Below are 26,219 nucleotides of genomic sequence, written 5' to 3'. Positions count from 1 at the left end.
GGACGGTAAGAATGGCGGGGCTGAGACCCGTTCGCCAACGGGAAGTAGCGGACGAGGCGTTGGTCCGAACGCTCTACGAAGAGCACGGCCGGGCGATGCTCGCGTACGCGACGCAGTTGACCCGCGACCGTGCTGCCGCGGAAGACATCGTCCAGGAAGCGCTGGTGCGAGCCTGGCGCCACCCGGACAGCCTGGTCAACGGCAAGGGGTCGGTACGGGGGTGGCTGCTCACCGTTGTTCGTAACCTCTTCACCGACTCCGTGCGCGCCCGGAAGGCGCGGCCGCCGGAGGTGCCGGAGAGCCCGACAGACGTCGCGGTCGAGCGGGACCACGCCGACCAGGTGGTCAATTCGATGGTGGTGGTGGACGCTCTCAACCGCCTCTCGCAGGAGCACCGCGAGGTCCTTGAGCAGGTATACCTACTCGGGAGTACAGTCGCGGAAGCCGCGAAGGCGCTGGGTATCCCGCCAGGCACGGTCAAGTCACGCTCCTACTACGCACTCCGTGCGTTACGCGACAGCGCGGGACGCTCGACCGGGGTGGAACGGTCTGCCTCATGAAATCGGACAGCTTGATGCCGGCCGGTGACCACGTGGACATCGGCGGCTACCTGACGGGCGAGCTCGACCCCGAGCAGCTCCGGCAGGCGGAGGAGCACCTGGCGGGCTGCGCGGAGTGCCGCACCGAGGTCGAGTCCCTCAAGGAGTGGCAGACCGCGCTCGAAGCCGTACCCGAGGCGATGTTGCTCGACGGCCCGCCGGAGGGCGGCGACCTGCTGTTGCAGCGGACCCTGCGCCAGGTGCGCAGCGAATCGGCCGGGCATCGCCAGCGCCGCGGGATGCTCCTGAGCGCCGCCGCTGTGGTGGCTCTCGCCGCCGCGACCGCTGGCGGCGTCCTGCTCGGCCGCAGCACCGGTGACGCGCCTGACACGCGTGCGCTGCCGACCCCGCCCGCCCCGTCGACAGCGGTGTCCGCCGCCAACCCCGCCACCCGGTACGCCAGCACGACCGACCAGGGCACGGGTGCCCGACTCACCGTCGCGGTGGTCCCGGCGGCTGGCTGGGTGCGTGTCAACGCTGCGGTGTCCGGGATCCCGCAGGGGGAACGCTGCCGGTTGCTGGTCCTCGGCAAGGACGGAAGTACGGTGGTGGCGGGCAGTTGGCTGGTGTCCGAAGACGGGGCGGCCGGGGGCACCACGCTCGATGGCAGCGCCCTGATCGACCCCGCCCAGGTCGACGGTGTGCGTGTGGAGAACACCGACGGCAAGACGTACGCCGTCGCGAAGCTGTAGCCGGGCGGACCCGTGCCGTGGCCCAGCGCCCGGCCCATCGGCTCTGCGCCCATGTTGTGAGACCTCATCTTTCGTCGCCCTCGCGGCGGCGAGGCGCGGGCACGGCACCTCGATCGGCAAAGGTCGACAGGGCGCATGCCGGCCACGGCTCGACCGGTACGAAAACGGGTGTGCCCCCCGGCAAGGAGCCGGGGGGCACACCCGTTTGTCGAGCTGGGACCGTCGGTCAGTTGAAGCGGACCGAGACGACGGCCTCGTCGAAGCCGATCGTCGCCAGGTCGGCGACGTCCCCGTCGATGACCTGGGACCGGCCCGTGCAGTCGCGACCCGCCCAGATCTTCAGCGAGCCGAGGGCCGCGACGGAGGAGGCAACGCCCGGACGGGCCAGGTTCTGGCACCCGTTGCCGGCCACGCCCTGCGAGGCGCCGTTGTCGCTGAAGTTGGCCTCGTCGAAGAAGACGGCGCTGGTGGCGGGCGGAGCGGTTCCGTTACCGGTGCCCGGGGTTTCCTGACCGCCCTCCGGCGCGCCGGCCTTGCCACCGGCCGGGGTTACGCCGAACCAGGTGCCTCCGACGCCCTGACCGAGGGTGTCCCCACGCTTGGTGTCCTTGGCGAAGCGGTACACCGGCCATCCGCCGATGGTGACCTGCCGCGTGCCGTCGGCGCGCCGGACCGTACCGACCTTTGACTTCTTGATCCCCGCGATGAAGATCTTGCCGCCCGGTGCCACCGTGACCGGCGGCCAGGTCTGGGCACACTCGCCGTTGCAGGTCGAGGTGGGCGGGTTGTTGCTGTCCTTGTCGAAGCGGTAGAGCGTCAGTCCCGCACCGTTGACGACCACCGGGTTGAGGTCGCCTGCCCGGCTCGCTGTCAACTGGACCCACCGTTGCGCCGACTGCCGGGCCGCGCCCGCCGCGACACCGCCGTTCGGCACCGCCCAGTCACCGGTGTTGGCTGCCGAGTTGTTCGACTTCGCGGTGCCGGAGAGCAGCGCGAGGTCGCCGCCCACAGCGTCGTTCGCGGGTGCCGTGGCCTCGCCACCGGCCGGTGCGGACGCCCTCGCCGGGGCAGGCGCCTCGGGGGTCGAACTGCACGCCGACAACGCCACCGTGCCGGCCGCCATGACGGCGACGAGGGGCACCAGGTGCTTGCGCATCATTTTCGGGATCTCCCAGGTTCTCTCCGCTTCCAGTACGTCCGGAAGCCGTTCGGCATCCACACGGACCTCACTCGGAATCGGTTCAGCCGACTTCGGCCCTGACTACCTCCGGCGCCTCAGCGGAGAGTCACCGCACGAACACTATTGAGGTGCAGTGATAGATCCACTAAGTTCGATCACAGTCCAGCTTCGACGTTCCCGGAGGGTGACCCCATCGCACACATCGATCTAGGGGTGGACGAGACCGAACTCCCCGGCATCCGTGGCCCCCTGCGCTTCCGGCCCGAGACCGGCGGACCGTTGCTTGAGCTGGTTGAGGTGCTGCTACGCGGGCCGCACCCCCTCTCACCGGGGGAGCGGGAGTTGATCGCCGCGTACGTCTCCGGTCGCAACGAGTGCACCTACTGCTGCTCGGCGCACTCGGCGTACGCGGCGGCGCAGCTCGACGAGGGCATGACCCTTGTCGACCAGGTGCGCGCCGATCCGGACAGCGCCCCGATCTCCGCGAAACTGCGCGCACTGCTGCGCATCGCCGGTGCCGTCCAGGTCAGTGGCCGGGAGGTCACCTCCGAAATGGTCGCGGCGGCCCGTGCCGAGGGCGCCACGGATCTGGAGATCCACGACACGGTGCTCATCGCGGCGGCCTTTTGCATGTTCAACAGGTACGTCGACGGCCTCGGCACGCAGCCGGCGGCCGACCCGCTGTGGTACGCGCAAGCGTCCGACCGCATCGTCAACATCGGTTACCGCCAGGTCGTCTGACGACGACGATCCCGGCGTCACCGCACCGAGCCCTGCCCACCTACGAGCAGAACCCGGAGTTGCAGGCAATGGCACACATCGACCTGGGCGTGGACGAGACCGAGTTTCCCGGGGTCCGGGGCCTGATGAAGTACCGGCCGGTGACCGGGAAGCCGATGATGGAGCTGGCCGAAACCCTGCTGCGTGGGCCGCTGAGTCTGCCGACGGCTGATCGGGAGTTGATCGCCGCGTACGTCTCCGGTCGCAACGAGTGCACCTACTGCTGCTCGGCGCACTCGGCATTCGCGGCGGCCCTGCTCGACGAGGGCATGACGGTTGTCGACCAGGTACGCGCCGATGTGGACACTGCCCCGGTCGGCGCGAAACTGTGCGCTCTGCTGCACATCGCCGGGGCCGTGCAGCGCAGCGGCCGCGAGGTCACCCCCGAGTTGGTCGAGGCGGCCCGCACCGAGGGCGCCACCGACGAGGAGATCCACGACACGGTGCTGATCGCGGCGGCCTTCTGCATGGTCAACAGGTACGTCGACGGCCTGGGCACGTTCGCCCCGAGTGATCCGAAGTTCTACGACGAGGCGGCCCAAAGGATCACCAGCGTCGGCTACCGCAACATGGCCTGAGCGCTCTTGTCGATCCGCGCCCGGGCGGCCGAGGGCGGCAACAGTCGTACCCATGGACCGGTTTGTTGTTTGGTAGCGCCATGATGCGTGCGTGAACATGTGGCGACGACGCTCGTCGGTCTGGGCGAACCTCGGTTGCGTGTTGCTGGTGGTGGCCGGAGGCGCATTGCTGTGGCTGCCGTTCCACACCCAGTTCGAGCTGGACGACTGGGCAGCCGAGCTGAGGACGAGGGGCGTGCCGGCGCGGGCGGTCGTCGACGACCGCGTGACGAAGGAAGGCGGCAATCGGGAGAGCCCGTCCACCACAATGTATTTCCGGTACGACCTGTCCGGCCGGACGTACGAGCAGGAGGTCGGCTGCGTCGAGGTGTGCCGGTCAGCCGGAGACGAGGTGTCGATCTGGGTGAACCCCGCCGACCCTGGGGACTTCGTCACGGATTTCGGCCAGCTCAGCGGGCATCGCGGTCGCGTGCAGGGAGTGCTGGGGGCCGCGGGGTTCGGGATCCTGGTCCTTGCGGTTCCGCTGCTGCTGTCACGCGTTCCGTTCCGCCGGTGGTTTCCTCGGCGTACCCGGCGCCGGCCTGTCGCGCTGGTACGGGGTGGCGGCAGATTCACGGGCCGCTCCAAGCACAAGGGGTACGGCCGGCGTTGACAACGCCGGCGGGAAGGTGAACCTCTACCGTCCGTCCTGTCCACAGGTGGAAAGCGGACGGAAGGGCGATGGCAAGGATGTGTTGCCAAGCTTTGCGGCATCGAGTCGAAGGCGGTCCGTAGTTCGCAGGGCACCGCCAGGAACGCTTGAGCTGTGAAGGGGTGAACCATGATCCGTATGATCGAGAACATCGGATACAAGGCGCTTTCGCGTCTTGTTCCGACCGCCTCGGCCTCCGCGTACAACTGCCTTTGCGAGGCCAATTCCTGGTGGCGCAGCATGGGAAAGATTTGTTACTGCACGCCGGACTGCAAGTCGGTCAAGTGCTACTGGGGATAGTGGCCGGTAGCCGGAACAGGTAGGAGACGGCCGAACTCCGTGCACGATCAAGTGCGGGGGCGTGTGACACACGTGGACGGGTGGTGAGCAGTGCGCTCACCACCCGTTCGGCTGCTTGGGGTTGAGCCGGGGTCAGAGCTCGTCGGCTGCTCGGCGGCGGTCCGCCTCGGCGTCCGCCGCACCGACCGGGGTGCCGTCGTTGTCGCGGTGGGCGCGGGACAGGTCCACGTCCGCTCCGGCTCGGGCGGCGTCGGCCGCAGCGTCGTCCGCTCCGACGACGGTCCCGCCAGCCTCGTGGCCGGCGTCGTCGATCAGTCGTTCAGGCGCGGCCAGCCCGATGGGTGCATATCTGGGGTCGGTCATCTCGATCCCTCCTTGGGTCACGGCTACCCCTATTCGCTACCCAGGTTGGAGCCGGGCACACACATAGGCGTACACATCGACGAGGATCGACGTATGGTGATTGGGTCACCTTTCCTCTCCGAAGGGGCTGCCATGATCCCGTCAGCTCTCCCCGTACCCCGGCTTGGCAGCCGCCTCGCCGTGCTGGTCGCAGCTATCGCGGTGGTCGCGGCCGGCGGCGCGGTGGTGACCGCGCGCCCGTCGGACGCCGCGCCGCCCGGTGCCGCGGTCCCTCTGGCCGCCGCCACCCCGACCGTCCCACCGGCCGCCTACCCCAACCCGGGAGTGGTGACGGGCAACGTCGGCGTGCACGACCCGACGATTGTGCGCCGGCCCACCGGCGGCTATCTGCTGGCGCATACCGGCGACAACATCGCCCTGAAGACCTCCACCGACCGGACCGCGTTCCGCAATGCCGGCAGCGCGTTCCCCGGCGGTGCCCCGTGGACCACTGCGTACACCGGAGGCAGCCGCAACCTGTGGGCACCGGACCTCACCTACCGCGACGGCCGGTACTGGATGTACTACTCGGCCTCCACCTTCGGGTCCAACCGGTCGGCGATCTTCCTGGCGACAAGCACCACAGGTGAGTCCGGCAGTTGGACCAACCAGGGCCTGGTGATCGAGACCCGTACCTCGGACAACTTCAACGCCATCGACCCGAACCTGTTCGTCGACTCCGACGGCCGATGGTGGCTGAGCTTCGGCTCGTTCTGGTCCGGCATCAAACTGATCGCGCTCAACCCGACGACCGGTAAGCGCGCCGACAGCACGATCCACAGCATCTCCGGCCGTGGCGGCGGCGCCATCGAGGCGCCGGTGATCGTCAAGCGCGGCTCCTACTACTACCAGTGGGTGTCCTTCGACAGGTGCTGCCAGGGCGCCTCCAGCACGTACCGGGTCATGGTCGGCAGGTCGACAAGCGTCACCGGCCCGTACGTCGACCGCAACGGCACCCCGATGAACGCGGGCGGCGCGACCCAGGTGCTTGCCAGCCACGGCAGCATCCACGGCCCCGGTCACCAGGCCGTCATGGTGGACAGCGACGCCGACGTGCTCGTCTACCACTACTACGCGAACAACGGCACTTCGCTGCTCGGCATCAACCTCATCGGCTACGACACCGCCGGCTGGCCGTTCGTCTACTGAGAGGACAGCGCTGCGAGTATGTGGGGGCTGCGAAGAGTTCCGCGCGGCCGCGACGTTGGACTACCGACAGGACCGCTCGGAAGCTCCTCGACTTCGCTCTGATGGCGGCCGTCAGGTCACAACTGCAGAGCCGACGGTGAGCACGTGCGCACTGTCCACAGTCACCCTCAGCCGTTAGCATGGTGAGGTTCTTCAGCTGACGGACTTCGATGTTGCCCGCCGCGGTCCCACGCCGGCCCAATCGGCCGTGCCGGATGGTGACTGCTGAGCACATGCGAACGGTAAGGAGATCAGGGCATGGAGGTTCCTGCCGGCTGGCCGGTGACACCGGCGGAACGTCCGCAGTGAGGTTCCTGCGCCGCTACGTGCCGCGAGAGCCACAGATCCGTACGCTGGCCATCGCCGCACTCGTGGACTCGATCGGTAGCGGGCTCTTCCTTGCTCTTCTTCCGGTCTTCGTGGTGACGGAGCTGCACGTTCCGGCCGTGCAGGTTGGCCTGGTGGTAGGGGCGGCCAGCGTGTTCGGGCTGGTGTCACCCTTCCCCGCCGGCCACCTGGCTGACCGGTTTGGCGCGGCCCCTGTCTGGAGTGGGCTGCTGGTCACCCGGGCGGCCTGCTACACCGGCTTCCTGTTCGTCGACTCGCTGGTGCAGTACGCGGTCATCGCGTGCCTCTGCACGATGCTCGATCGAGCCAGCGGCACGGTGCAACAGACCTACGTCGTGTGCCTCGCCGCCGGAAGCAACCGCTCCGAATCGATGGCAGCCCTACGGACGGTGAAGAACATCGGACTGAGCGTAGGTCTGGTGGGTGCCGGTGGCCTCATCGCGATTGGCGGCCGAGGGGCATTCCTGGCCGGCTTCGCGGTAAACGCCGCCTCGTACCTGGTGCTGCTGACCACGGTACGCACGATCGAACGTCGTCGACGCGCTGGAATGGCCACCGCCGCGCCTGCCCCGGTACAGCAGGCGGTGCCGGACTTGACCGCTTCCCCGAGCGCCGCCCACGGGGCCGGTCCACCACCCGTGCTCGGCGGCCCAGCATCACCGCTGCGTAATCGCGCGTACGTGCTTCTCACGGCCGGAAACGCGATCCTCCTGCTGCACGACTCGGTACTTTTCACCCTCCTCCCACTCTGGGTGATCACCCGCACGTCGCTGCCGCACGGCTTGGTCGGCCCCCTGCTGGCACTGAACACCGTGCTCACCGTCGCCGTGCAGGTGCCGCTGACCCGCTGGTCCGATGGCGTCACGGCGGCCCGGCGGATGCTACTGCTAGCGACGGTGCCACTGTTGGGAGCGTGCGCGCTCTTCGCTGCGTCCGAGCCAGCGCCGCAGCTGGTGGCTATCCTCCTGGTCGCGGCGGCGGTGGTTCTGCTTACCGCCGGGGAGAATCTGCACACGGTGGGCGCATTCGAACTGGCGCACCAGTTGGCCCCGGACCGTTTCGCCGGAAGGTACCTCGGTCTGTTCAACGTCGGCGTGTCGGCGCAGATGGTGTTCGGGCCGCCGGTCATGACCGGGCTGGTACTGCGGGGCCCGCTGGGGTGGCTGGGCCTGGCCGCCGCGTTCGCGGCCGGAGCGGGTGCGCTGCTGGCCGGGGCACGCGACCCGGACAAGAACCAGACCCGCCTGGCACGTCGTTCGGACACCCCGCGGCGCTTCCGGTCGCGGCCGCCCAGCATCCCCGTTCCAGCCCCGACACCCGTCGCCGGCGCCAGTGCACCGACGGTTGGGTCGACGTCGGAGCAGACCTGAAGGAGAGACGATGTCGGGCACCGAACACGTGCTGATCGTCGGCGGCGGCCGGGAGATTCCCCAGTTGCTGCGGCGGCATGGAGCTGGCAGTCGTACGTCGGTGCTGTGCCAGCTCCCTCTGCTGCCGAAGCTGCGTGACGTCGACGAGCACGAGCGTGTCATCGGGTTGCGTGCGGACGCCTCCGACGAGGAGTGGATCGTGGCGGCGCAGCAGGTTCACGGGGCCTCCCCCGTTACCCGCATCGCATCCTTCGGCGAGCGTGACCAGATTCGGCTGGCGGTGGTCGGCAGCGCTCTGGGGCTGTCCACGCACACTGCCGAGACGGTGGCGGCTGTGCACGACAAGCACCTGATGCGGCGGGTCCTCGCCGACGCGGGCGTGGAGAAGGTCGTGGCCGTCCGGCTCGACAACGAGGCGGCCGTCGTCGAGTGGGTGCGCGCGAATCCGGGCACCTGGGTCCTCAAACCCGTCGACGGTACGGCGAGCGCCGGGGTGGCGCTGGTCCGTAGTCATCGGGAGGCGGCGGCGGCCTACCAGCGCTGCGTGGCCACGGAGCACACCGGCCGACGCCACTCACCCGAGGTGCTTCTGGAGGAGTATCTGACCGGGCCGCAGGTGAGCGTCGAGTCGCTGTCCGAAGACGGCGAACACGTCGTCGTGGCATACACCGGGAAATACTCCGACCCGGCAACCTTCGTCGAGTTGGGGCACGTGGTGCCGGCTGTGATCGACGACGCCGCCCGCGCCGGACTTGCGGCGCACACCAGCGAGGTACTCGACGCGCTCGGCGTACGCGACGGGACCTGTCACACCGAGTTCGTGCTCACACCCGACGGGCCTCGCACCATAGAAACCCACCTTCGGGTCGCCGGAGACGAGATCCCCTACCTGGTGCATGACGCGACCGGGGTGGACCTCATCGGGTGCGTGGTGCGGCAGACATTCGGCGAGCGGGTCCTACCTGAGGTTCGCCGTACGCTGGCGGCGACACCTGTTCGTCCGCAGGCGATCTGGTTCGGCACGGCGCCCTGTGCGGGCGAGGTGGATCGGTGGGAGGGGCTCGACGAGGCCCGCGCGGCAGGTCCGTCAGTGACGCTGACGGTGGAGGCCCACCCCGGCGATCGGGTGGTGCCGCTCGGAGACTCGCACTCCCGGGTGGTGTGGGCCCGTGCCGAAGGCGGGACCGCCGACGAGGCGCTGCGTCGCGCGTACACGGCCGTCGCCGCGTGTCGGTTGGTCGTGACCGTACCGACCGTGCCCGACGGCGGCTTCCAGACAGCCCTGTGACAGGTGGCAGGCCGTGCCCCGGCACCGGGTCACTCCGGGTGCCGTGCCGGGGCGTCGGCCGTGTCGCTCAGGAGAGGATGTCGCGGGTATCGAGTACGCCGAAGCGCTCCGGTCGGTACCAGCGGGCCTCACGGTCGGTGTCGGCGACCTGGTCGGCGACGTCGAGAACGAGCGCGAACAGGGCCATCCGGACCGGGATGCCGTTGTCGGTCTGCCGGAAAATCGCGAGCTCGGGACGGCTGTTGAGGTCGTCGGCGAGTTCGCTGGCCCCACCGCGGCTGTCGCGCGGGAGTGGGTGCATCAGCACGGTGCCGGGCCGGCACACCTTGTCGTACAAGGCGGCGTCGATCCTGAAGCGGTCCCCGTTGGCAGCGACGGTGCTGCCCTGCGGCAGACGCTCCTGCTGCACCCGCGTGGCGTAGATGACGTCCACGTCGCGGATGCCTTCGGCCAGGTTGTCGGTCAATTCGACGGTGTGTCCCTGCTGCCGTAGCTTGAGCACCAGTTCGTCCGGGATCTGTAGTTCCTCTGGCGCGACGCAGACGAACGTCAGCCCGCTCTCCAACGCCAGCAGCTTGGTGAGGCTGTGCACCGTCCGTCCGTAGCGGAGGTCGCCCACCACCGCGATCCGCATCCCGCCCAACCCGCCTGGATGTAGTCCCCGCTCGCGGCACAGCGTGTACAGGTCGAGTAGCGCCTGGGTGGGGTGTTCGCCCGGTCCGTCGCCACCATTGATCACGGGGACGTTGATTGCGGCGGCGAACTCCGCCACCGCACCCTCCTCCGGGTGCCGTACGACGAGAATGTCCATGTATCCGCTGACCACGCGGCTGGTGTCGTAGACCGACTCGCCTTTGGCCATCGAGGAGAAGGCGAACCCCGTGGTCTCGCGGACGTATCCGCCAAGACGGTTGAAGGCCGCCCCGAAGCTCAACCGCGACCGGGTACTCGGCTCGAAGAACAGGTTACCGAGCACCGCTCCCTCGAGCACCCGCGTCGACCGCTCCCGTCGCGCGTACGGCAGCATCCGGTCCGTCACCTCGAAGAGCCGCTGGATATGGGCCAGCTCGAACTGCTCCACGGTAAGAACGTGCGCCCCGGCGAACACCACTCGACCGCCTCCTGTCACCTGCCCGACGGCGGACCCATCGGGGCACTCGCCACCGTAGGAGCTTACCGAGGTCAGACGCCTGACCCGACGTCGGCCACCGTGAGCGGTGAGGTGAAGTCGAAAGGGGCGCTCAGGTCGCTCCGACCGTGACGGTGAGCGTGTCGATCGCCCGTCGGGCGGCCTCCTCGGCCGTCTCGCTGTCGTCCGCCACGCTGGTGCAATAGCCGACCCGATCGACGGAGTCCCGGATGGGGGTGATCAACTCGTCGCCCGGATCCTTGAGGAGCGCACACCCGGTGACAAAGGGCAGCGACACGGCGTGCCCGGTGTGCTCCACCGAGACGAGCCGACCCGACCGTGGCGGAACCAGATACCGGATGGCACCGACCCGGCGCGGCCGGTCGGGTGCGACGAGTAACGCGTCGAGGCGCGGGAGTACGCGTTCACCCAGCACCTGTCGGACGGCCAGCTCCACCAGGTCGATGCCGGCCGCCGCAGCTAACAGGGCAGGGATCTGGTCGCCACCGGCCCGTGTGTGGGTCTCCACGACGCGGGGTCCTCCGCCGGTGAGGATCAACTCCGTGTGCGTGGGGCCCTGGGTGATTCCCATGGCGTTCAGGACCTGCCGCACGTAGGCGACCACGTGGCTGTCGTCGGGGCCAGGCTCGCGGACCACATGCCCGAGTTCGACGAAGTTGTCGTCTTTGATCTTGTGGGTGATGCCGACGATCCGGTGCTCACCTCGCTCCGAGAAAGCCTCGACGCTCACCTCGGCGCCAGTGAGGAACGGCTCGACCACCACCGGGGACCCGGGCGGTGCCGAGTGGACCGCACGATCCAGCCCTTGATCGAGGTCAGTGAGATCATCGACCCTGACGATGCCGAGGCTGCCTGTGCCGCACTGGGGCTTGAGGATCACGGGGAGCCCGTGGTCGTCGGCGAAGCGGCGCAGTTCTCCGACCGTGGAGACGGTCGTCGAGGGCACCTCCTCGACGCCCGCGGCGCTGAGCCGGCGGCGCATCGCCACCTTGTCGTACACGGCCGCGATGACCTCTTCGCGATGAAACGGCAGGTTCAGGGCCGACGCGATGGCCGCCGCGTGGTCCTGGTCGAACTCGCCGAACGCCCCGACCGCCTCGATCGGCTGCCGTCGGTGCACGTGCTGCGCGACGGCCACCCACTCCTGCGGGTCAGCGGCCTCGTCGAGAGCGAGTACCCGCGCACACTCCGTCGGGTGGCGGACCTTTGCCAGTCGCTGCGTCGCGACGAGGGTGGTGATGCTGACGGCGGGGTTGAGGCGACGTAGCACCGGCGTGACATCCCGAGCGCCGGCTACGACGAGCACGTGCTTGAACACCGTCATCAGGCTCCAGATCGACGATTGTGATAGTCATTCGTACTAATTAGACAGACCCAGTGGTGTATTCCAGCCAACTGGCAGGTTGATGCGACTGCAACGAGCAGCGACCTAGCGTATACAAAGCCCGATGCGGCGTGGCAGGCTGAGCAAGCGCTGCGCAGCGTCCTTTATGGACACCGATGGTGGACGTCCATGACTGTCCCCATTGCACATGTCCGCGCCGCAGCAACACGTGCCTTCGCGTCACCGTCGACGCTCGAAACTCCACGGACGACGTGATCGTGAGGAGAACCATGAGCAAGGCCAAGAGCCTCGCCGACCTGTTCCAGCGTCCCTCGCTGGACTTTCTGATGGGAGCGCACGACGCCCTGTCGGCGCAGATTGCGCAGGATTGTGGCTTTCCCGGTGTATGGGTCTCGGGGCTCGGGCTCTCGGCCTCCAGCGGCCTCCGTGACTCCAACGAGCTCTCGTGGACCCAGGTCATGGAGCGCACCGAGCTTGTGGCGGACCGGGTCTCGGTGCCGGCACTTGTCGATCTGGACACCGGATACGGTGACTTCAACAACGTCCGGCTGGTGATGCGCAGGCTGCAACGGGCGGATGTGGGCGGCGGATGCATCGAGGACAAGCTGTTCCCGAAAACCAACTCGTTCATAGGTGCGGGACAGCAACTGGCCGACCCGCACGAGTTCGGTGGCCGGATCAAGGCAGCCAAGGACACGGTCGGGGACGAGGTCTTCCTGGTCGCCCGATGTGAGGCGCTGGTCGCCGGCCGGTCGATGACCGAGGCCACCGACCGGTGTGGCGGTTACGCCGAGGCGGGCGCCGACGCCATTTTGATCCACTCCAAGATGACCTCACCTGACGAGATCGTCAGCTTCATGGCCTCGTGGGACGGACGGGTCCCGGTCGTGATCGTGCCGACCAAATATTCGAAGGTGCCTGCGGATGTCTTCGAGCGGGCCGGAATCTCGGTGGCGATCTGGGCTAACCAGACCCTTCGGGCAGCGATCCGCAGCATGGAAAAGCTCTGCGTGGCCCTGCGCGAGCAGCGCACGATGCTGCACCTGGAAGGCGAGATCGCTGACCTGTCGCAGGTGTTCGACCTGACCAACAACGCCGAGCTGGAGCTGGCCAAAGAGCTGTACGCGAGCCACCCGGCGGGCAGCTCGCTGAAGGCGCTGGCCGATGACGGCGGGCCTGCGGGAAACCACCTGGTCGGCGCGGGCCCGACGTCGGCTTGAGCCACATGGACAGCAGGACGACAACGGCCCCAGACAGCGGCGCGGCACCATGACGACAACCGCCACATCCGGGGCCGGCCTGGATCCGGTCCAGGAAACCGACCGCCTCCACCGGGCCTGGTCGCACCGGTCGGCGAATCTCGGTGATCCGGTCGCCGACCTGCTGGGACACCTGCACGACAAGGTGCCGTACTACCGCGGCGGCCGGGGCGGACGGCTCCCCGGGTTGCCGGTCGTCGACCGCGCGCTGTACCGGGCGCGCGGCGATGAGTTCCGGGCGGCAGGGGCGACACCTGCCTACACCATCACCTCCAGCGGCAGCACCGGCGAGCCGCTGGAGGTGGGGCTCGACGAGGCGGCGTGGTACGCGGTCAACTACCACTTCTTTCACCAGATCGTCGAGCTCGCCGATGTGCCGATGGAGACGTTCCACGCCGGTTCGGTGGCGGTCGCGTTCGTCAGCAACAAGCCATCCCGTCGGGCGGTCGTTCGGCCACTGCCCGAGCTGCGGCATGGCCTGTACGCGCGGGTCCAGCTCGCCGCGCCGGCCGCCGACCTCGCCGCGCTGTTCGACCGGCTCCGGCCAGCCATCCTGTACGGCAAGCCCACCTACCTGCTCGACTTGCGACTGGCCCTCCTGCAAGCCGGCGTCACCTGCCCGACCTGGGCACCCCGGCTGCTGCTGACGAGCGGTGAGCCGCTGCACAGTGACGACCGGGCGAGGCTCACCGGCTACTTCGGCGCGCCTCTGGTCGACGCTCTCGCTTCCACGGAGGGCGGGCTGATCGCAGCCACTCGTCCAGACGAGCCGGAGTACGAGGTGTTCGGCGACAACGTCCGCCTCGAGGTGCGCACTGGCGAGGGCTCGGTGGCCGCCGCCGGGGAGGGCGAGCTGCTGGTGACGAATCTGATCTACCGCGACATGGTGTTCGCGCGGTACCGCACCGGCGACCGGGCGGTGCTCGACCCCGGGAGAGCCGACGGCATTCAGCGGCTCGCCCGGCTGTGGGGGCGTGAGCCGCAGGAGGTCAGGTTCCGCACTGGTCCGATTCTGGCCGAGACCCTCACCCGGCGGCTCGGGTTCCTTCCAGGCCTGGCGGATTTCCAGGTGCGGATGGAGCCGGTCGGTGCGGTGCTGCGGTGGATGCCGGACGGCATCGGTGCCGACCCGGAGCCTGCCCTTCGGGAGGTCATGGCCGAGCTGCTACCGAGGGAGGACGTCCGGTACGAGCGGTGTGCCCGGATAACGCCGCTGGGTGGCAAGAAACGGAGATTCGGATGACGTTCGATCTGACCTGGACGGGTAGCCAGTTCCTGGACCCCACCGCGCACAGCCGGGGCGTCCTGTCGGCCTTGGAAGCGGTCGACCTGACCACCAAGGACGACACCTGGTCCAGCCGGGTAGCCGAGGCGATCGCCGAACACTTCACGGTCCCGACGCCGTGGATCCGGGTCGGCGCCGGATCGACACAGCTTATCGAGGTGCTGCTGCGTGAGCTGAACCGTGGTGCTGTCGTCGACGTCGTACCGAACTTCCACCTCGCCGCCACGGTGGCCCGGCAGGAGGGGTGGGCCTACCACAGCGTGCCGGTCCGCGAACCGGCCGAGTTGCTTCCCGCACTGGAGCCGTACCTCGGCCGCGCCGACGTCACCATCGCACTGTCCTCGCCGCGCAACCCCCTTGGTTACCAGTTCGACCTTGCTGACATCGAGGACCTGCTGCGCCGGGCAGCCGGCCCGGTGATCCTCGACGAGGTCTACGCCGACTTCGCCCCGGACTCCGCGCTGCGGCTGCTCGGCGCGTACCCGAACCTGTACATCGCGCGGACCTTCTCCAAAGCATGGGGGCTGGCAACCCTGCGGGCCGGGTTTGTCGCGTCCTCCGCCTTCGACGACCCCTCCGGGTCTGTCCGCCGGCGGCTGCTGCCCAACAGCGTCTCGGGCATCGCCCAGCACGCTGTGCGCCACCTGCTGGCGCATCCGGAAGCCGTACGGGACAGCATCGCCGCCGCGCAGCGCGCCCGCGACCTGATGCTGGCCGGACTCGCTCGGATCCCCGGTGTGCGCGTCTGGCCGTCCGCGGCCAACTACGTCTGCCTGGAGACCCCGCTCGCCGGGCCGGTGACCGAGGCCCTGGCGGCTGCCGGTTACCGGGCACGACTGCTGCACGATCTGCGCGGGTTCCCGGAGAGCTGGCCGGCTGGGATCCGGCTGTCGGTCCCGCCGCAGCCGCACCTGGACAGGGTGGTGGCCTGCGTCGAGGCATGCCATCGCGGCGCGGTCGAAACGGTTCAGGCGACGGGGTTCGCTGAGGTGGTTCCATCCCCTCAGGCAGCACGGTGAGCGTCCCGGGCGCCCTGGGTGTCCCCGTCGGGGAACTCAACGGACAGCCGTCCATGAGCGCCGACGGCCGGTACGTCGCCTGGCTGACCAGCGGCGCAGCGGGGAACCGCCTCGTGCTCTACGACGTGACGGCCCGGCGGCCGTCCGCCAGCCTGCCCGTCGCGGCCCGGCGGGTGCGGGCCTTCACCTGGACGCACCTGCCCGGCGTCGGTATCGGGGTGGCCGATCCCACGGGCGGTGAGAACTGGTCCCTGTACCGGGTCCGGGTCGACACAGGGGAGTGGGACGTGCTCGGGCCACCCGTCGGGGCGCAGACCCGTGTGGTCCGGCTGAGCCCACGCCAGCCGGACTCGGTGCTCGTAGCCACGAACGGGCGCGATTCCCGGTTCCATGACTACGATCTGGTCTCCCTGGGCACCGGTACCCGTCGACGGCTGCTGGCGAACACCGGGTACGCGGCGGCCTACTTCGACGACGAGTTCGCGCTCCGGCTGGTGGAGACCGTCGACGACGACGGAGCACGTACGTGGTGGCACGGTGATCCGGCCGGGGGACGGCGGTTCCTGCATGTTCCGCACGAGGACGCGCTGACCGCCCGGATCCTGAATTTCTCCGGTGACGGACGCATTGCCTATGCCGTGCTGCCGGGCGGCGACGACGCGGTGCGTCTGGTCGGTCTGCACTGCGTCGTTGACGAGCCGGCCACGGTGGTGGAGACACTGCTGACCGTGCGGCGGGCCGACATCGACCGGATCCTGGTCGCACCGGAGACCGGTCGGCCGGAGCTGGCGCGGGTGGAGCGCTTCCGACCCCGTACGGTCGCACTCGCCCCCGGTCTGGTGCCGGCCCTTACCGCGCTGAGGGCCCGGCTCGGCGAGGAGCCCACTGTGCTGCAACGCCACGACGATGGCCGACTGTGGCTGGTGGCCGTGCACCGACCCGAGGTGGACGAACGGTACTTCGGTTACCAGCCGCACGACGACGCGTTGTGGCCGTTGTCGGCCGCCAGGCCCGACCGCCGACCGCTGGCGATCTCCTGTCGCCCGGTCGACATCCCGGTCCGGGACGGTCGGCGCGCTGTGGCCTACCTGACCACACCGAAACGGGCGGCGTCCGGCTCGGCGCCGGCGGTCCTGCTCGTCCACGGGGGCCCGTGGCGGCGCAGCCGGTGGGACTACACCGAGCGACGTGGCTGGCTGGCGGCCCTCGGCTACACGGTGATCGAACCGAACTTCCGCGGTTCGACCGGCTTCGGTCGGGGCTGGATCAACGCCGGTGACCGGCAATGGGGTGCCGCGATGCAGGACGACCTGCTGGACGCGCTCGACTGGGCGGTCCGCCGGGGAGTGTGCGACCCCGACCGGGTGGGCCTCGTCGGCGGGAGCTACGGCGGGTACGCAGCCCTTCAGCTCGCCACCGCCGCGGAACGCCCGTTCCGGTGTGTGGTGGCCACCTCCCCCGTCACCGACCTGGTGGCGTTCCTGGAAGCGCCGCCGCCGTATTGGCGCTCGGCCGTACCCATGATGCGCCGTCGGATCGGCGACCCGTCCGATCCGGCGCAGCGCGAGGCCCTCGCCGACGTGTCACCGGTGCACCACGCCGACCGGATCCGCTGCCCGGTGCTGCTGGTCCACGGACTGAACGACAGCCGGCTGCCCGCTGAGATGACCACGAGGATGTTCATGGCACTGGCCAACGCCGATCGGGACGCCAGCATGGCCCTGTTCCCCGACGAAGGCCATGAGATCGTCAGCGCCGCGAACCGGGTGGCCGTCGCCGACCTGCTCGCCGACTTCCTCGCCCGGCACCTGCCCGCCGCCGGCTTCCCGCCGGTCGCGGCGGTTCCTTCCGAGCCGGCGGATTCCGGGCCGGCCGAGGCGTCGCCGGAAGCGGACCGGATACCGGCGGGATCGACGCTCAAGCTGTTTCACACCCCGCGTCACCAGCGGACGAAGGCCGACCGGACCATACAGAAGGTGCGTCCATGATCGATCCAGCCTGGTTCCTGTCCGAACTGACCCGACACCGGATCGGCTGCGTCACTGGTGTGCCCTGCTCGTACGTCTCGGGCCTGTACACCCTCCTTGAGGGTGAGAAGGAGCGCTACGTCTCGGCGACCAACGAGGCAGAGTCGGTGGCGATCGCCGCCGGTGTCTGGCTCGGCGGTTCGCAGGCGGTCGCGCTGTGCCAGAACTCCGGCCTGGGCAACATGACCAATCCGCTCAGCTCGCTCGCGGGCCCGTACCGGATCCCGGTGCTCCTCGGAGTCTCGCGGCGAGGCTGGCCAGCCGGCACCGACGAGCCCCAGCACGCCCTGATGGGGCGGATCACGCCGGAGCTGCTCGGCCTGCTGGAGGTGTCGACCGAGATCCTTGACCCCACGCCGGAGTTCGCGGCGCAGCAGATTGAAGCGGCGGTCCAACGGTGCGCCGACCGGCGTTCCGCCGCGCTGATCATCGAAAAGGGCGTGTTCGACAACGCTGTCCCGGCACCGGCCGTACCGAATGTCGACGTACTTCCGCCCGCAGTGGTACACACGCTGTCCGGCGGGAAGCGGCCCCGGCGTGGCGAGGTGATCGCGGCCTATCTGGCGATGGCGCCGGCACGCGTCACCGTGGCTACCACCGGTTACACGGGCCGTGAGCTGTACGGCATTGACGACCGGGACACCAACTTCTACATGGCCGGCTCCATGGGTTGCGCGGCAGGCATCGGGATCGGCCTTGCCATGACCGGCCATCCGGTGACCGTCCTCGACGGGGACGGCGCACTGCTGATGCGGCTCGGCTCACTCGCGACGGTGGGTCGCTACGTGCGTTCGCCCTACCTGCATGTCGTCCTCGACAACGGCCAGCACGAATCGACAGGTGGCCAGCGTACGAACGGCTCCGCCGTCGACTTCGCCGCAGTGGCCGTGGCCTGTGGTTACCGGGCCGCGTGGCGATGCGACGGCGTCGACGCGGTCCGGACGGCTCTGCACCAGGCCGCCCAGGTGACCGACGGCCCGGTCCTGGTGCACTGCCGCGTCGAGGCCGGCTCCAGCGGCACCCTTCCCCGCCCCGAGCAGCGACTGGACGACCTCGCGTCGCGGCTGCGTGCCCACCTGAACCGAGTGACCGTACCCGCGTCCGTCTCGCTCTGACCTTAGGAGAAACTGTGGCACTCCTCTTCACTCGTACCAACGCTCTCCTGTTGCTGGTGCCGAAGACCGGCAGCACGTGGATCCGGGCCAAGGCGCGGCAACTCGGGCTCGCCGTCGAAACGGTCGGTGATCCGGCGATGCGTGATCACGACCTGCTCGACCAGTACGACCGGTCCCGGTACCGGCACATCGGGGCCTTCGTCCGCGACCCGATCGAGTGGTACCGGTCGTACTGGGCCTACCGGATGGAGCGGGGCTGGCGTCCGCAGTATCCGCTGGACGAGCACTGCGCCAGCGACGACTTCGAAACCTTCGTCCGTAAGGCGGCGTCGATCCTGCCGGGTGCTCTGGAGAACATCTACGCGTCCTACGTGGGCCCTCCGCAGGCGAAAATCGACTTCGTCGGGCGGCAGGAGCACCTGGTCGATGACTTCGCCCGTTTCCTGCGCCTGATCGGTGAGGAGTTCGACGAGGCGACGTTGCGGGAGGGTAGCCGGGTCAACGCGACGACGACGGTGCCGGACTATCCGGAGGAGCTGAAGGAACTCATCACCCTGTCCGAGTGGAACACGATGCGGCGATTCGGCTATCTCGCCGACCGGCCCGATCCGTTCGGACTGGCAGAGATGCAGGCACAGTTCCCCGAGTATGCGGAGGACCACCGTCTGCTGGCCCTCTGGACGGAGAAGATCCACTGGGCACCGGACGACGTGAAGAGGGCAGCTGGCCGGCCGATCCGCCAGCAAACCCGGCACGCTCGCGTACACAGCAACTTCGCCCTCCTCGCCCAGCACAAGTACGGCGACCAGGACTACGCCGAACGGCGGTATCAGCGGGCGCTCGAGCTGGATCCCAACCACCCGCGCACGCTGTGCAACTACGCGCTGTTCCGCTGGCAGGTCCGGGGAGAACCGCAGGAGGCCCGCCGTCTGATGCTGCGTGCCCTGGCCGGCCGGCCGATGCACCCGTACACCCTAGGCAAGCTGGCCCGGCTCTCGGACCGCGCGCTGGGCGACCCGGATCTGGCCGAGGTGCTGTACCGGCAGAGTCTCGCCGGCAATGACAGTCAGCAGGATGTGCCTGTCGAACTGGCCGAACTGCTCGTGCGACAGGGACGTCCCGGTGCGGCGGTCGGTTTGCTCACCGAGCGGGCTGCCCGCCCGGATGCGAGCGACATCATTCGGTCGGCCCTGGCGGTTCTGCGGCAGCGCGTCGAGCCGGCGGACTCGGCCCAGCTCCAGCCAGCGTTGGCCTGACGAACCAAACCCTCTGAGGAAGGACACCACGAATGTCTGGCGACGACTTCTCGGGCGAGAGCATCGTCCGTAACCATGTAGCTGCCGGCGGCAAATCATTCGACGCGCTGGTCGCCGAGTCACGCGCGATGCTCGAACGCAACCGCATCGTCCTGATCCGCGATTTTCCGCTCGACCCTGATCAGTACCTGGCCTTCCTGGGGCAGTTCGGCACCCCGTTGTCGAATTACTCCTCCCGCAGCGACCTGGCCAAGGACGATCCGCATCCGCAGATCAACCGGGTCAAGTACAAGCCGAAAGGCCAGTACGTCAAGCAATCCGTGCACTACGTCGGCGGCGAGCTACGACCGCACTCCGCCCGCTCCTGGTGCACCCCTCGGCCGGCGTACTTCGCGATGCTGATGGTCGACCCGGGTTGGCGGGACACGCCGGAGGGCGAACGGGGTGAGTCGGTGGTGCTGGCCTGGCGGCACCTGTTCGAGCAGCTGTCAGCCCGGGACGGTGAGGCGTTCGAGGCGCACCTGGCCCACCTCACCGGTACCGCGATCACGTTCGAGGCGAACAACGTACGCGAGGAACTGTCGAACCTGCCGCTGTGCTACCCACTTGCCGACGCTGCCGCTCCGCTCGATCTGGGAGTACGGATGAAGCAGGATATCCAGGACAAAATTATGGGTCTGCGTGATCAGATCGCGGACTACGACGGTTACCGGCGTGCGCTCGACTACGTGGTGGAGAACGCCGCCGAGGAGAAATTCCAGGCGTGCTTCCCGATGGACAGTGGCGACCTGCTGCTCCTGGACAACAACCGGTTCGGGCACGGCCGCCGGAAGATCGTCGGTGAACGTACCGAGGATGGCGCCACCGCGGTCAACAAACGGGAGCTGTGGAGCGTCACCGTTGTCTGACCGCCCCAACCACAACGGAGGAGATTCCGCATGACCAGTCCCGAGACCACTCCCGCCGCCGACCGGGCCGCCCTGGCCGATAGCTGTGCCCAACTCCAGGGTGAACTGGACGCTCTGCTGCAGGGCCAGGACGGGCAGAAGGCCGTCGACTCGTTGGACAACGCCGTCGCCTCGCTCAAAGAGGTGGAACAGCGCAACGTCTCGTCGGTGCAACTCGTCGCCCTGGCCGACTGACGGCCCGGACGTATGGATGGGTGGACGCAGCTGAGCGTCCGCCCGTCCCCGTACCGCCCACCTACCCACCCACCGACGAAACAGGTAGATGATGTCGTTGGCACCGACGAACGGCTGGCGTGCCCGTGCCGGCGGACTCTCGGTCAAGCTGATCAACTCGTGTGTGCGGCGGGCCGCCGATCTTCTCGACGGACGTGAGCAGCTCATCCCCCGCAACCCGGCCCCGCGCGATGGTGACCTCGTCGTCGTGCGGTGCCTGGCCGGAACCGGCGCCTACGATCATGTCGAGGACAGCGCCGGAATGCCGGTCAAGCTGTACCCGGGTGACCTTTTCGTTGCGACGCTCGGAACACGACGCTCCGGCACCAACCTCATCGGCGAGGTGCCGACGGCCCCCGTCGCGGCCGGCGACCGGCTGGATCTCGTCGCGCAGGGTGGCCTGGTGGCCAGGTGCACGGCGGTCCCGGCCTACTACGGCACCCGTGCGCTGCCGCTGGAGGTCGTCGGTTTTCCGGCGGACGTCGCCGGGCGCGTCCGCAACATCGACGAAGCCCCCGTCGTGCCGATCCGCGACAGCCGACGGCCGCGCACCGACACTCCCGTGCTGTTCGTCGCCGGAACCTCGGCCGAGGTGGGCAAAACCACGCTCGTCTGCCGGCTGAACATCGTGGCCAGGGAGTACCGACCGGGTCTGCGTACCGCGGCCATCAAGGCGTGCGGCACCGGGCGGGCGAAGGACGTGTTGAGCTACCGCGCCGCGAACTACGACGTGGTGACCGATTTCGTGGACGCGGGCATGCCGTCGACCTACGGCGTGGACCCGCACCGGTTCCGGGCCATGCTGCACACGCTCATTGAGCACTGCGCGGAACGCGTCGACCTCATCGTGGTGGAGATCGGCGGCGACTTCCTGGAGGCGCGGGCACCCGAGGCGCTGGAGATCATGGCGGAGATCGACGCCGCCTGCGTGATGATGGTCAACGACGCGATGGGCGCGCTGGAAGGCCTGCGCCAGCTCCGGGAGCTCGGAAGGGCACCGCTCATGATCGGTACGTTCCGGCAGAACCTGCACGCACTTGCCGACCGACTCGCCGTACCCGTGGAACGGGTCATCAACTCCACGGACGCGGCTGCGCTGCGGCGCCTCCTCGACGCGACGTGCCCGTCGGAGCAGACGGCCGGCCTGATGGCCGGAGCGGCTGGCTGACCATGGACGAGCTCATGCTCCTCGCCGCGGTGGCGTTACTGGCGGTGGTCCAGTCGGTGTTCGGGGTCGGTCTGCTGCTCTTCGGCACGCCCCTGCTGCTGCTGGCCGGTTACCCCTACCTCGAACTGCTCTACGTCCTGCTGCCGGCGTCGGCCACACTGAGCGCGTTGCAGCTGCGCTTCGACCACTCCGTACGGCCGCGTGAGGTCGGCGGCTACGTCCTGTGGGTCGTCCCGGCGATTTTCGTTGGCACGGTTACGTCACTGCTCTATCTGACAGGCCTCGACATCCGCATTCCGGTGGCGGTTCTGCTCGCGGTCACCGGCGTGCTGCGCCTGAGCCAGCGGACCCGGGTGAAGCTTCAGGCGGCATGCGCTGCGGCCGGTCGGCCGGCGTTGAGCCTCATCGCCCTCGTGCACGGGCTGACCAACATGGGTGGCGGCCTGCTGGCCATGTACGCGGGTGCGCGCAGCGACCAGAAGCGCGAGGTCCACCGGATCGTGGCGGTGGTCTATCTGCTGTTCGCCGGATCCCAACTGGTGGTGCTGTACGTCGTGCACGGCCCGCCTCCGCTGGATCTACGCCTGGTCGTGTCGACGGTCGGCGTGGCCGTGCCCTACCTGCTGCTGGGCCGGCGGGTGTTCCAAGCCATGTCGGACCGCCGGTATCAAACCGCCTTCTCGGCCTTCATGTTGTGCTGTGCGGGAGTCCTCACCTGGCAGGCGGCACAATGAGCGCCGCACCGGAGAGCGCCTCCTGGCGGTACCGGCACGAAGGGCTGCGGATCGGCGGGGAGACGCTGAACCGGGACCGCACGTTCGCGGTCCACCATCCGCACACCGGCGACCGGGTCGCCACCGTCGCCATGGCGACCGCCGACGACGTGCGCCACGCGGTGCTCGTCGCCGAGCGGTTCCGCAGCCGGCTGAGCCGGCACGATCGGTACACGATTCTCATGCGGGCACGCGAGCTGATCGACAGCCGGCGTGAGGAGTGGGCACGTCTCATCACAATGGAGTCCGGCCTGTGCCTCAAGGACACCGATTACGAGGTGGGCCGCGCCTGTGACGTCCTGATGTTCGCCGCCAACCAGGCACTTGTCGACGACGGTGAGATCTACTCCTGCGATCTGACCCCGCACGGTCGTGCCCGTAAGGTGTTCACCACGCGGGAGCCGCTGCTCGGCGTCATCGGCGCGATCACGCCGTTCAACCATCCGCTCAATCAGGTGGTGCACAAGGTGGCGCCGGCGGTCGCGACGAACAACCGGCTGGTGCTCAAGCCGTCGGAGAAGACTCCGCTGGCCGCACTGGCCTTCGCTGACACCCTGTACGAGGCGGGACTACCGCCCCCGATGTTTCAGGTGGTCACCGGCGACCCCGCCGAGATCGGTCCGGTGCTGATCGGGGACCCGCACGTCGAGTTGGTGACGTTCACCGGCGGCACCGAGGTAGGCAAGCGGGTGGCCGCTAGCGCCGGGTATCGACGTACCGTCGTCGAACTCGGCGGGACCGATCCCGCGATCGTGCTCGACGACGCCGACCTGGCGGAGACGGCGCGGCTGATCCTTCTCGGGGCCTGCAAGAACTCGGGGCAGCGCTGCACAGCCGTCAAACGAGTCCTGGTGCAGGCCGGGGTCGCTGACGAGTTCGTCGCTCTCCTGACCGAGCAGGCGCGGCAGTTGCGGACCGGCGACCCGTTCGACAGCCAAACCGACATCGGCACGGTCATCGACGAGCAGGCGGCCCGCAGGATCGGGGCCGCGGTCGACGATGCCGTCCGGGCTGGTGCCGTGCTACGGCACGGCGGTGTCCGTTCCGGCGCACACTACGCTCCGACGGTGCTCGACCATGTCGTGCCCACCATGGCCGTCGTGACCGAGGAGGTCTTCGGACCGGTTGCCCCGGTGGTGCGGTTCACCACCGACGAGGAGGCCGTGCAAATTGCGAACTCCAGTCGGTACGCCCTGTCGGCCGGCGTCTTCACGAAGGGCCTGGACCGAGCCCTGCGATTCGTCAACGAGCTGCACGCCGGCACCGTCAACATCGGCGAGGTTCCCGGCTACCGGATCGAGTCGACGCCCTTCGGCGGCATCAAGGACTCCGGACTCGGCTACAAGGAAGGCGTGGTCGAGACCATGAAGGCGTACACGAACGTCAAGACCTTCTCGCTGCCGTGGCAGCCGTGACCTGACGAGCAATTGGAGGCATACGTGCGCATCCTCGTCCTGCACCAGAACAAGTTCGACCGCCTCGGGTACGCCAACGCCTTCGATCACACCCGCCACGACGTCACGTACGCCGGCACTGCCGGGTACATCGACACGATCCCGGCTGACGTGCGCTGCACCAGGGTGGTTCTGGAGCCGGACCAGCCGGTGGTCGACCAGCTGCGTCCCCGGCTGCTGGCGTGGCCGCCGTTCGATCGGATCCTCACCCGGCACGAGCTGCTCATCGCTCCGGCAGCCGAGCTTCGGGCCGAGTTCGGTGTCCGCGGTATGCGACCCGACCTGGCGCGCAACTTCCGCGACAAGGTGGCGATGAAGACCGCCGTCGCCGGCCGCGGCCTGCGGGTTCCACGGTTCTTGCCGGCCACCGACCTGCTCAAGGTGGACGTGGAGGTGCCATGGCGGGGCCGCACCATCGTCAAGCCGCGTGGCGGGTCCGCCAGCCGAGGAGTGTCCCTCTGCGAGGATTTCCACCAGGCCCGCGAGTTTGTCGCACGGGAGCAGCGCGGCGACGCCAGCTTCGCCGAGCGGTACGAGGTCGAGGAGTACGTCGAGGGTGGCCTCTGGCAGATCGATGGTTTCCTGTTCCGTGGCGAACCGGTTGCGATCCAGGCCAGCCGGTACGTGGGCAGTTGCCTGTCGTTTGAGAACGGCGGGCCGCTCGGCGTGGTCCAACGTCCCCACCCCGAGCTGGAGGCGTTCGCCGTCGACTGCCTGCGTGCGCTCGGCGGTGACACGCTTACCTTTCACCTGGAGGCAATCACCACCCCGCAGGGACCGGTCTTCCTGGAGGCGGCCGCCCGGTGCGGCGGCGGCTACACGGTGACGGCCTTCCGTCGACGGACCGGAATCCACCTGCACACCCTGGACATGGCCACCGAGGTGGCGGATGAGCTGGCCACCGAGCACATCCACGCACCGGAGACCACCGAACTGCACGGGGAGTTCCAGTTCCCCGGCCACGTCTACGGCGGTGCACCGATCACCGTCGACGTACCGGCCGAACTGCTCGCCGACCCGCGCGTCCTGACGTACCAGGTCTACCCGGCCGGCAAGCCCACCCCGATGAAGGGCTCGTACCGTCCGGAGAACCTTCCGCTGTCCGGTCTGATCACCGACTCGGACCCGGATGTGCTGGAGAGCTGGCTCAGCGATCTGTTCGCCAAGGTCACCGTTACCCCGCAGTCGGGCGTCCCGGCACCGCTTGTCGCCGCGCAGGCGGCCTCGTGACGGTACGGGTCCGGGCCATCGTCCTCACGCCTACCGACGGTTGGTTGGTGTTCCGGCGCACCCGACCCGGCCGCGACGTCTACTGGTCCCTGCCGGGTGGCGGCGTGGAGCCGGACGACGCGGATCGCCGGGCCGCGCTGCTGCGGGAGATGCGCGAGGAGGTGGGCGGTGCGGTCTTGATCCACAGCCTCCGGCACATCCTTGACACGCCGGCGGGCCAGCAGCACATCTACCTCTGCCGGATCGAGACGTGGCGCGAGGCGGAGCGGACCGGGCTGGAGTTCAGCGACCCGGCGGCGGGCGAGTATCTGCTCGAGACGCGGCGACTGGACCACGAGACGCTGGCGGCGATCACTTTGAGCCCGCCCGGTCTTGCGGACCTGCTCGCCGACGATCTACGCCGATCCGGTGGAAACCTGTTCAGCCTGCCGGGATTGCAGGAAGGTCCGGGTTGACGGATCCGCTGGGCGGTGGCTTTCCCAGCGGACCTCACTCGTTGCTGTCGTCGTCGATCAGCCGCCCGGCGGCGGCCAGCCCGATT

The 26,219-nt window shown here is 68.8% G+C and carries 25 protein-coding genes; 21 read left to right on the top strand and 4 right to left on the bottom strand.

Going from position 1 to position 26,219, the window contains the following annotated elements:
- The first annotated feature begins 11 nt into the window (after positions 1 to 11).
- Both ADK66_RS00185 and ADK66_RS00180 read left to right on the top strand, forming a co-directional pair.
- Positions 12 to 560 (top strand): sigma-70 family RNA polymerase sigma factor, encoded by a 549-nt coding sequence (locus tag ADK66_RS00185; RefSeq protein ID WP_053651415.1) that lies wholly within the window; start codon positions 12 to 14, stop codon positions 558 to 560.
- Positions 557 to 1,291, top strand: a complete 735-nt coding sequence (locus tag ADK66_RS00180) for an anti-sigma factor (protein WP_082377089.1) — start codon at positions 557 to 559, stop codon at positions 1,289 to 1,291. The genes ADK66_RS00185 and ADK66_RS00180 overlap by 4 nt, the downstream gene beginning before the upstream one ends.
- A 226-nt stretch (positions 1,292 to 1,517) precedes the next feature.
- On the opposite strand, the gene ADK66_RS00175 is transcribed toward ADK66_RS00180, so the two are convergent.
- Entirely contained in the window at positions 1,518 to 2,510 is a 993-nt protein-coding gene (locus ADK66_RS00175; RefSeq protein WP_231639848.1) for a hypothetical protein, read from the bottom strand.
- 153 nt (positions 2,511 to 2,663) lie between these two features.
- Between ADK66_RS00175 and ADK66_RS00170 the strand changes: the two genes are divergently transcribed.
- The 3 genes from ADK66_RS00170 (at position 2,664) to ADK66_RS00160 (ending at position 4,481) form a co-directional block, all read left to right on the top strand.
- Positions 2,664 to 3,212, top strand: coding sequence for a carboxymuconolactone decarboxylase family protein (locus ADK66_RS00170; protein ID WP_053652292.1), 549 nt, complete (start codon positions 2,664 to 2,666; stop codon positions 3,210 to 3,212).
- Positions 3,213 to 3,280: 68 nt separating this feature from the next.
- The gene (locus ADK66_RS00165) at positions 3,281 to 3,829 is read left to right on the top strand and encodes a carboxymuconolactone decarboxylase family protein (RefSeq protein ID WP_053651413.1); all 549 of its coding nucleotides are present in this window, start codon (positions 3,281 to 3,283) and stop codon (positions 3,827 to 3,829) included.
- Positions 3,830 to 3,926: 97 nt separating this feature from the next.
- A complete protein-coding gene (locus tag ADK66_RS00160; protein WP_053651411.1) occupies positions 3,927 to 4,481 on the top strand; it encodes a DUF3592 domain-containing protein in 555 nt (184 codons plus the stop codon).
- Positions 4,482 to 4,952: 471 nt separating this feature from the next.
- Here the strand turns inward: ADK66_RS00160 and ADK66_RS00155 are convergent, their stop codons facing one another.
- Positions 4,953 to 5,183: a hypothetical protein gene (locus tag ADK66_RS00155; protein ID WP_053651410.1), complete on the bottom strand. Its 231-nt coding sequence runs from the start codon at positions 5,181 to 5,183 to the stop codon at positions 4,953 to 4,955.
- A gap of 132 nt (positions 5,184 to 5,315) precedes the next feature.
- Between ADK66_RS00155 and ADK66_RS00150 the strand changes: the two genes are divergently transcribed.
- From ADK66_RS00150 to ADK66_RS00140, 3 genes are all read left to right on the top strand, one after another.
- Positions 5,316 to 6,371: an arabinan endo-1,5-alpha-L-arabinosidase gene (locus ADK66_RS00150; protein ID WP_082377088.1), complete on the top strand. Its 1,056-nt coding sequence runs from the start codon at positions 5,316 to 5,318 to the stop codon at positions 6,369 to 6,371.
- 344 nt (positions 6,372 to 6,715) lie between these two features.
- Complete coding sequence (locus ADK66_RS00145; RefSeq protein ID WP_053651408.1) at positions 6,716 to 8,128, top strand: MFS transporter; 1,413 nt, start codon at positions 6,716 to 6,718, stop codon at positions 8,126 to 8,128.
- Positions 8,129 to 8,138: 10 nt separating this feature from the next.
- Positions 8,139 to 9,416 (top strand): ATP-grasp domain-containing protein, encoded by a 1,278-nt coding sequence (locus ADK66_RS00140; RefSeq protein WP_053651406.1) that lies wholly within the window; start codon positions 8,139 to 8,141, stop codon positions 9,414 to 9,416.
- A gap of 67 nt (positions 9,417 to 9,483) precedes the next feature.
- Here ADK66_RS00140 and pyrB read toward each other — a convergent pair whose 3' ends face one another.
- Entirely contained in the window at positions 9,484 to 10,497 is a 1,014-nt protein-coding gene (gene pyrB, locus ADK66_RS00135) for an aspartate carbamoyltransferase (protein ID WP_197281379.1), read from the bottom strand.
- Between the two features lie 160 nt (positions 10,498 to 10,657).
- Positions 10,658 to 11,890 carry an ATP-grasp domain-containing protein gene (locus tag ADK66_RS00130; RefSeq protein ID WP_053651402.1) on the bottom strand — a complete coding sequence of 411 codons (1,233 nt, stop codon included), beginning with the start codon at positions 11,888 to 11,890 and terminating at the stop codon, positions 10,658 to 10,660.
- A 176-nt stretch (positions 11,891 to 12,066) separates the two neighbouring features.
- On the opposite strand from ADK66_RS00130, the gene ADK66_RS00125 reads away from it, so the two are divergent.
- The 13 genes from ADK66_RS00125 to ADK66_RS00065 all read left to right on the top strand — a co-directional run bounded on the left by ADK66_RS00125 (position 12,067) and on the right by ADK66_RS00065 (position 26,133).
- Positions 12,067 to 13,131 (top strand): isocitrate lyase/phosphoenolpyruvate mutase family protein, encoded by a 1,065-nt coding sequence (locus ADK66_RS00125; protein ID WP_082377085.1) that lies wholly within the window; start codon positions 12,067 to 12,069, stop codon positions 13,129 to 13,131.
- A 49-nt stretch (positions 13,132 to 13,180) separates the two neighbouring features.
- Complete coding sequence (locus ADK66_RS00120) at positions 13,181 to 14,413, top strand: hypothetical protein (RefSeq protein ID WP_053651401.1); 1,233 nt, start codon at positions 13,181 to 13,183, stop codon at positions 14,411 to 14,413.
- The gene (locus ADK66_RS00115) at positions 14,410 to 15,474 is read left to right on the top strand and encodes an aminotransferase class I/II-fold pyridoxal phosphate-dependent enzyme (RefSeq protein ID WP_053651398.1); all 1,065 of its coding nucleotides are present in this window, start codon (positions 14,410 to 14,412) and stop codon (positions 15,472 to 15,474) included. The genes ADK66_RS00120 and ADK66_RS00115 overlap by 4 nt, the downstream gene beginning before the upstream one ends.
- A gap of 53 nt (positions 15,475 to 15,527) precedes the next feature.
- Positions 15,528 to 17,462: a S9 family peptidase gene (locus ADK66_RS00110; protein ID WP_053651396.1), complete on the top strand. Its 1,935-nt coding sequence runs from the start codon at positions 15,528 to 15,530 to the stop codon at positions 17,460 to 17,462.
- A complete protein-coding gene (gene aepY, locus ADK66_RS00105) occupies positions 17,459 to 18,616 on the top strand; it encodes a phosphonopyruvate decarboxylase (protein WP_053651394.1) in 1,158 nt (385 codons plus the stop codon). The genes ADK66_RS00110 and aepY overlap by 4 nt, the downstream gene beginning before the upstream one ends.
- 14 nt (positions 18,617 to 18,630) lie before the next feature.
- Complete coding sequence (locus ADK66_RS00100) at positions 18,631 to 19,872, top strand: hypothetical protein (protein WP_053651392.1); 1,242 nt, start codon at positions 18,631 to 18,633, stop codon at positions 19,870 to 19,872.
- A gap of 32 nt (positions 19,873 to 19,904) precedes the next feature.
- Entirely contained in the window at positions 19,905 to 20,780 is an 876-nt protein-coding gene (locus tag ADK66_RS00095) for a TauD/TfdA family dioxygenase (protein WP_053651391.1), read from the top strand.
- A 30-nt stretch (positions 20,781 to 20,810) separates the two neighbouring features.
- A complete protein-coding gene (locus ADK66_RS00090; RefSeq protein ID WP_053651388.1) occupies positions 20,811 to 21,014 on the top strand; it encodes a hypothetical protein in 204 nt (67 codons plus the stop codon).
- Positions 21,015 to 21,105: 91 nt separating this feature from the next.
- The gene (locus ADK66_RS00085) at positions 21,106 to 22,221 is read left to right on the top strand and encodes a hypothetical protein (protein WP_157552117.1); all 1,116 of its coding nucleotides are present in this window, start codon (positions 21,106 to 21,108) and stop codon (positions 22,219 to 22,221) included.
- 2 nt (positions 22,222 to 22,223) lie between these two features.
- Complete coding sequence (locus tag ADK66_RS00080; protein WP_053651384.1) at positions 22,224 to 22,955, top strand: TSUP family transporter; 732 nt, start codon at positions 22,224 to 22,226, stop codon at positions 22,953 to 22,955.
- Positions 22,952 to 24,409: a phosphonoacetaldehyde dehydrogenase gene (phnY, locus tag ADK66_RS00075; protein ID WP_053651382.1), complete on the top strand. Its 1,458-nt coding sequence runs from the start codon at positions 22,952 to 22,954 to the stop codon at positions 24,407 to 24,409. The genes ADK66_RS00080 and phnY overlap by 4 nt, the downstream gene beginning before the upstream one ends.
- Positions 24,410 to 24,433: 24 nt before the next feature.
- Entirely contained in the window at positions 24,434 to 25,678 is a 1,245-nt protein-coding gene (locus ADK66_RS00070) for an acetyl-CoA carboxylase biotin carboxylase subunit family protein (RefSeq protein WP_053651380.1), read from the top strand.
- Positions 25,675 to 26,133, top strand: a complete 459-nt coding sequence (locus ADK66_RS00065; protein ID WP_082377084.1) for an NUDIX domain-containing protein — start codon at positions 25,675 to 25,677, stop codon at positions 26,131 to 26,133. Before ADK66_RS00070 ends, ADK66_RS00065 begins: the two co-directional genes overlap by 4 nt.
- Positions 26,134 to 26,219: the final 86 nt, after the last annotated feature.

Source organism: Micromonospora sp. NRRL B-16802 (genome assembly GCF_001279555.1).
Classification (GTDB): Bacteria; Actinomycetota; Actinomycetes; order Mycobacteriales; family Micromonosporaceae; genus Micromonospora; species Micromonospora profundi.
This window is presented reverse-complemented; position numbering and strand designations above follow the sequence as displayed.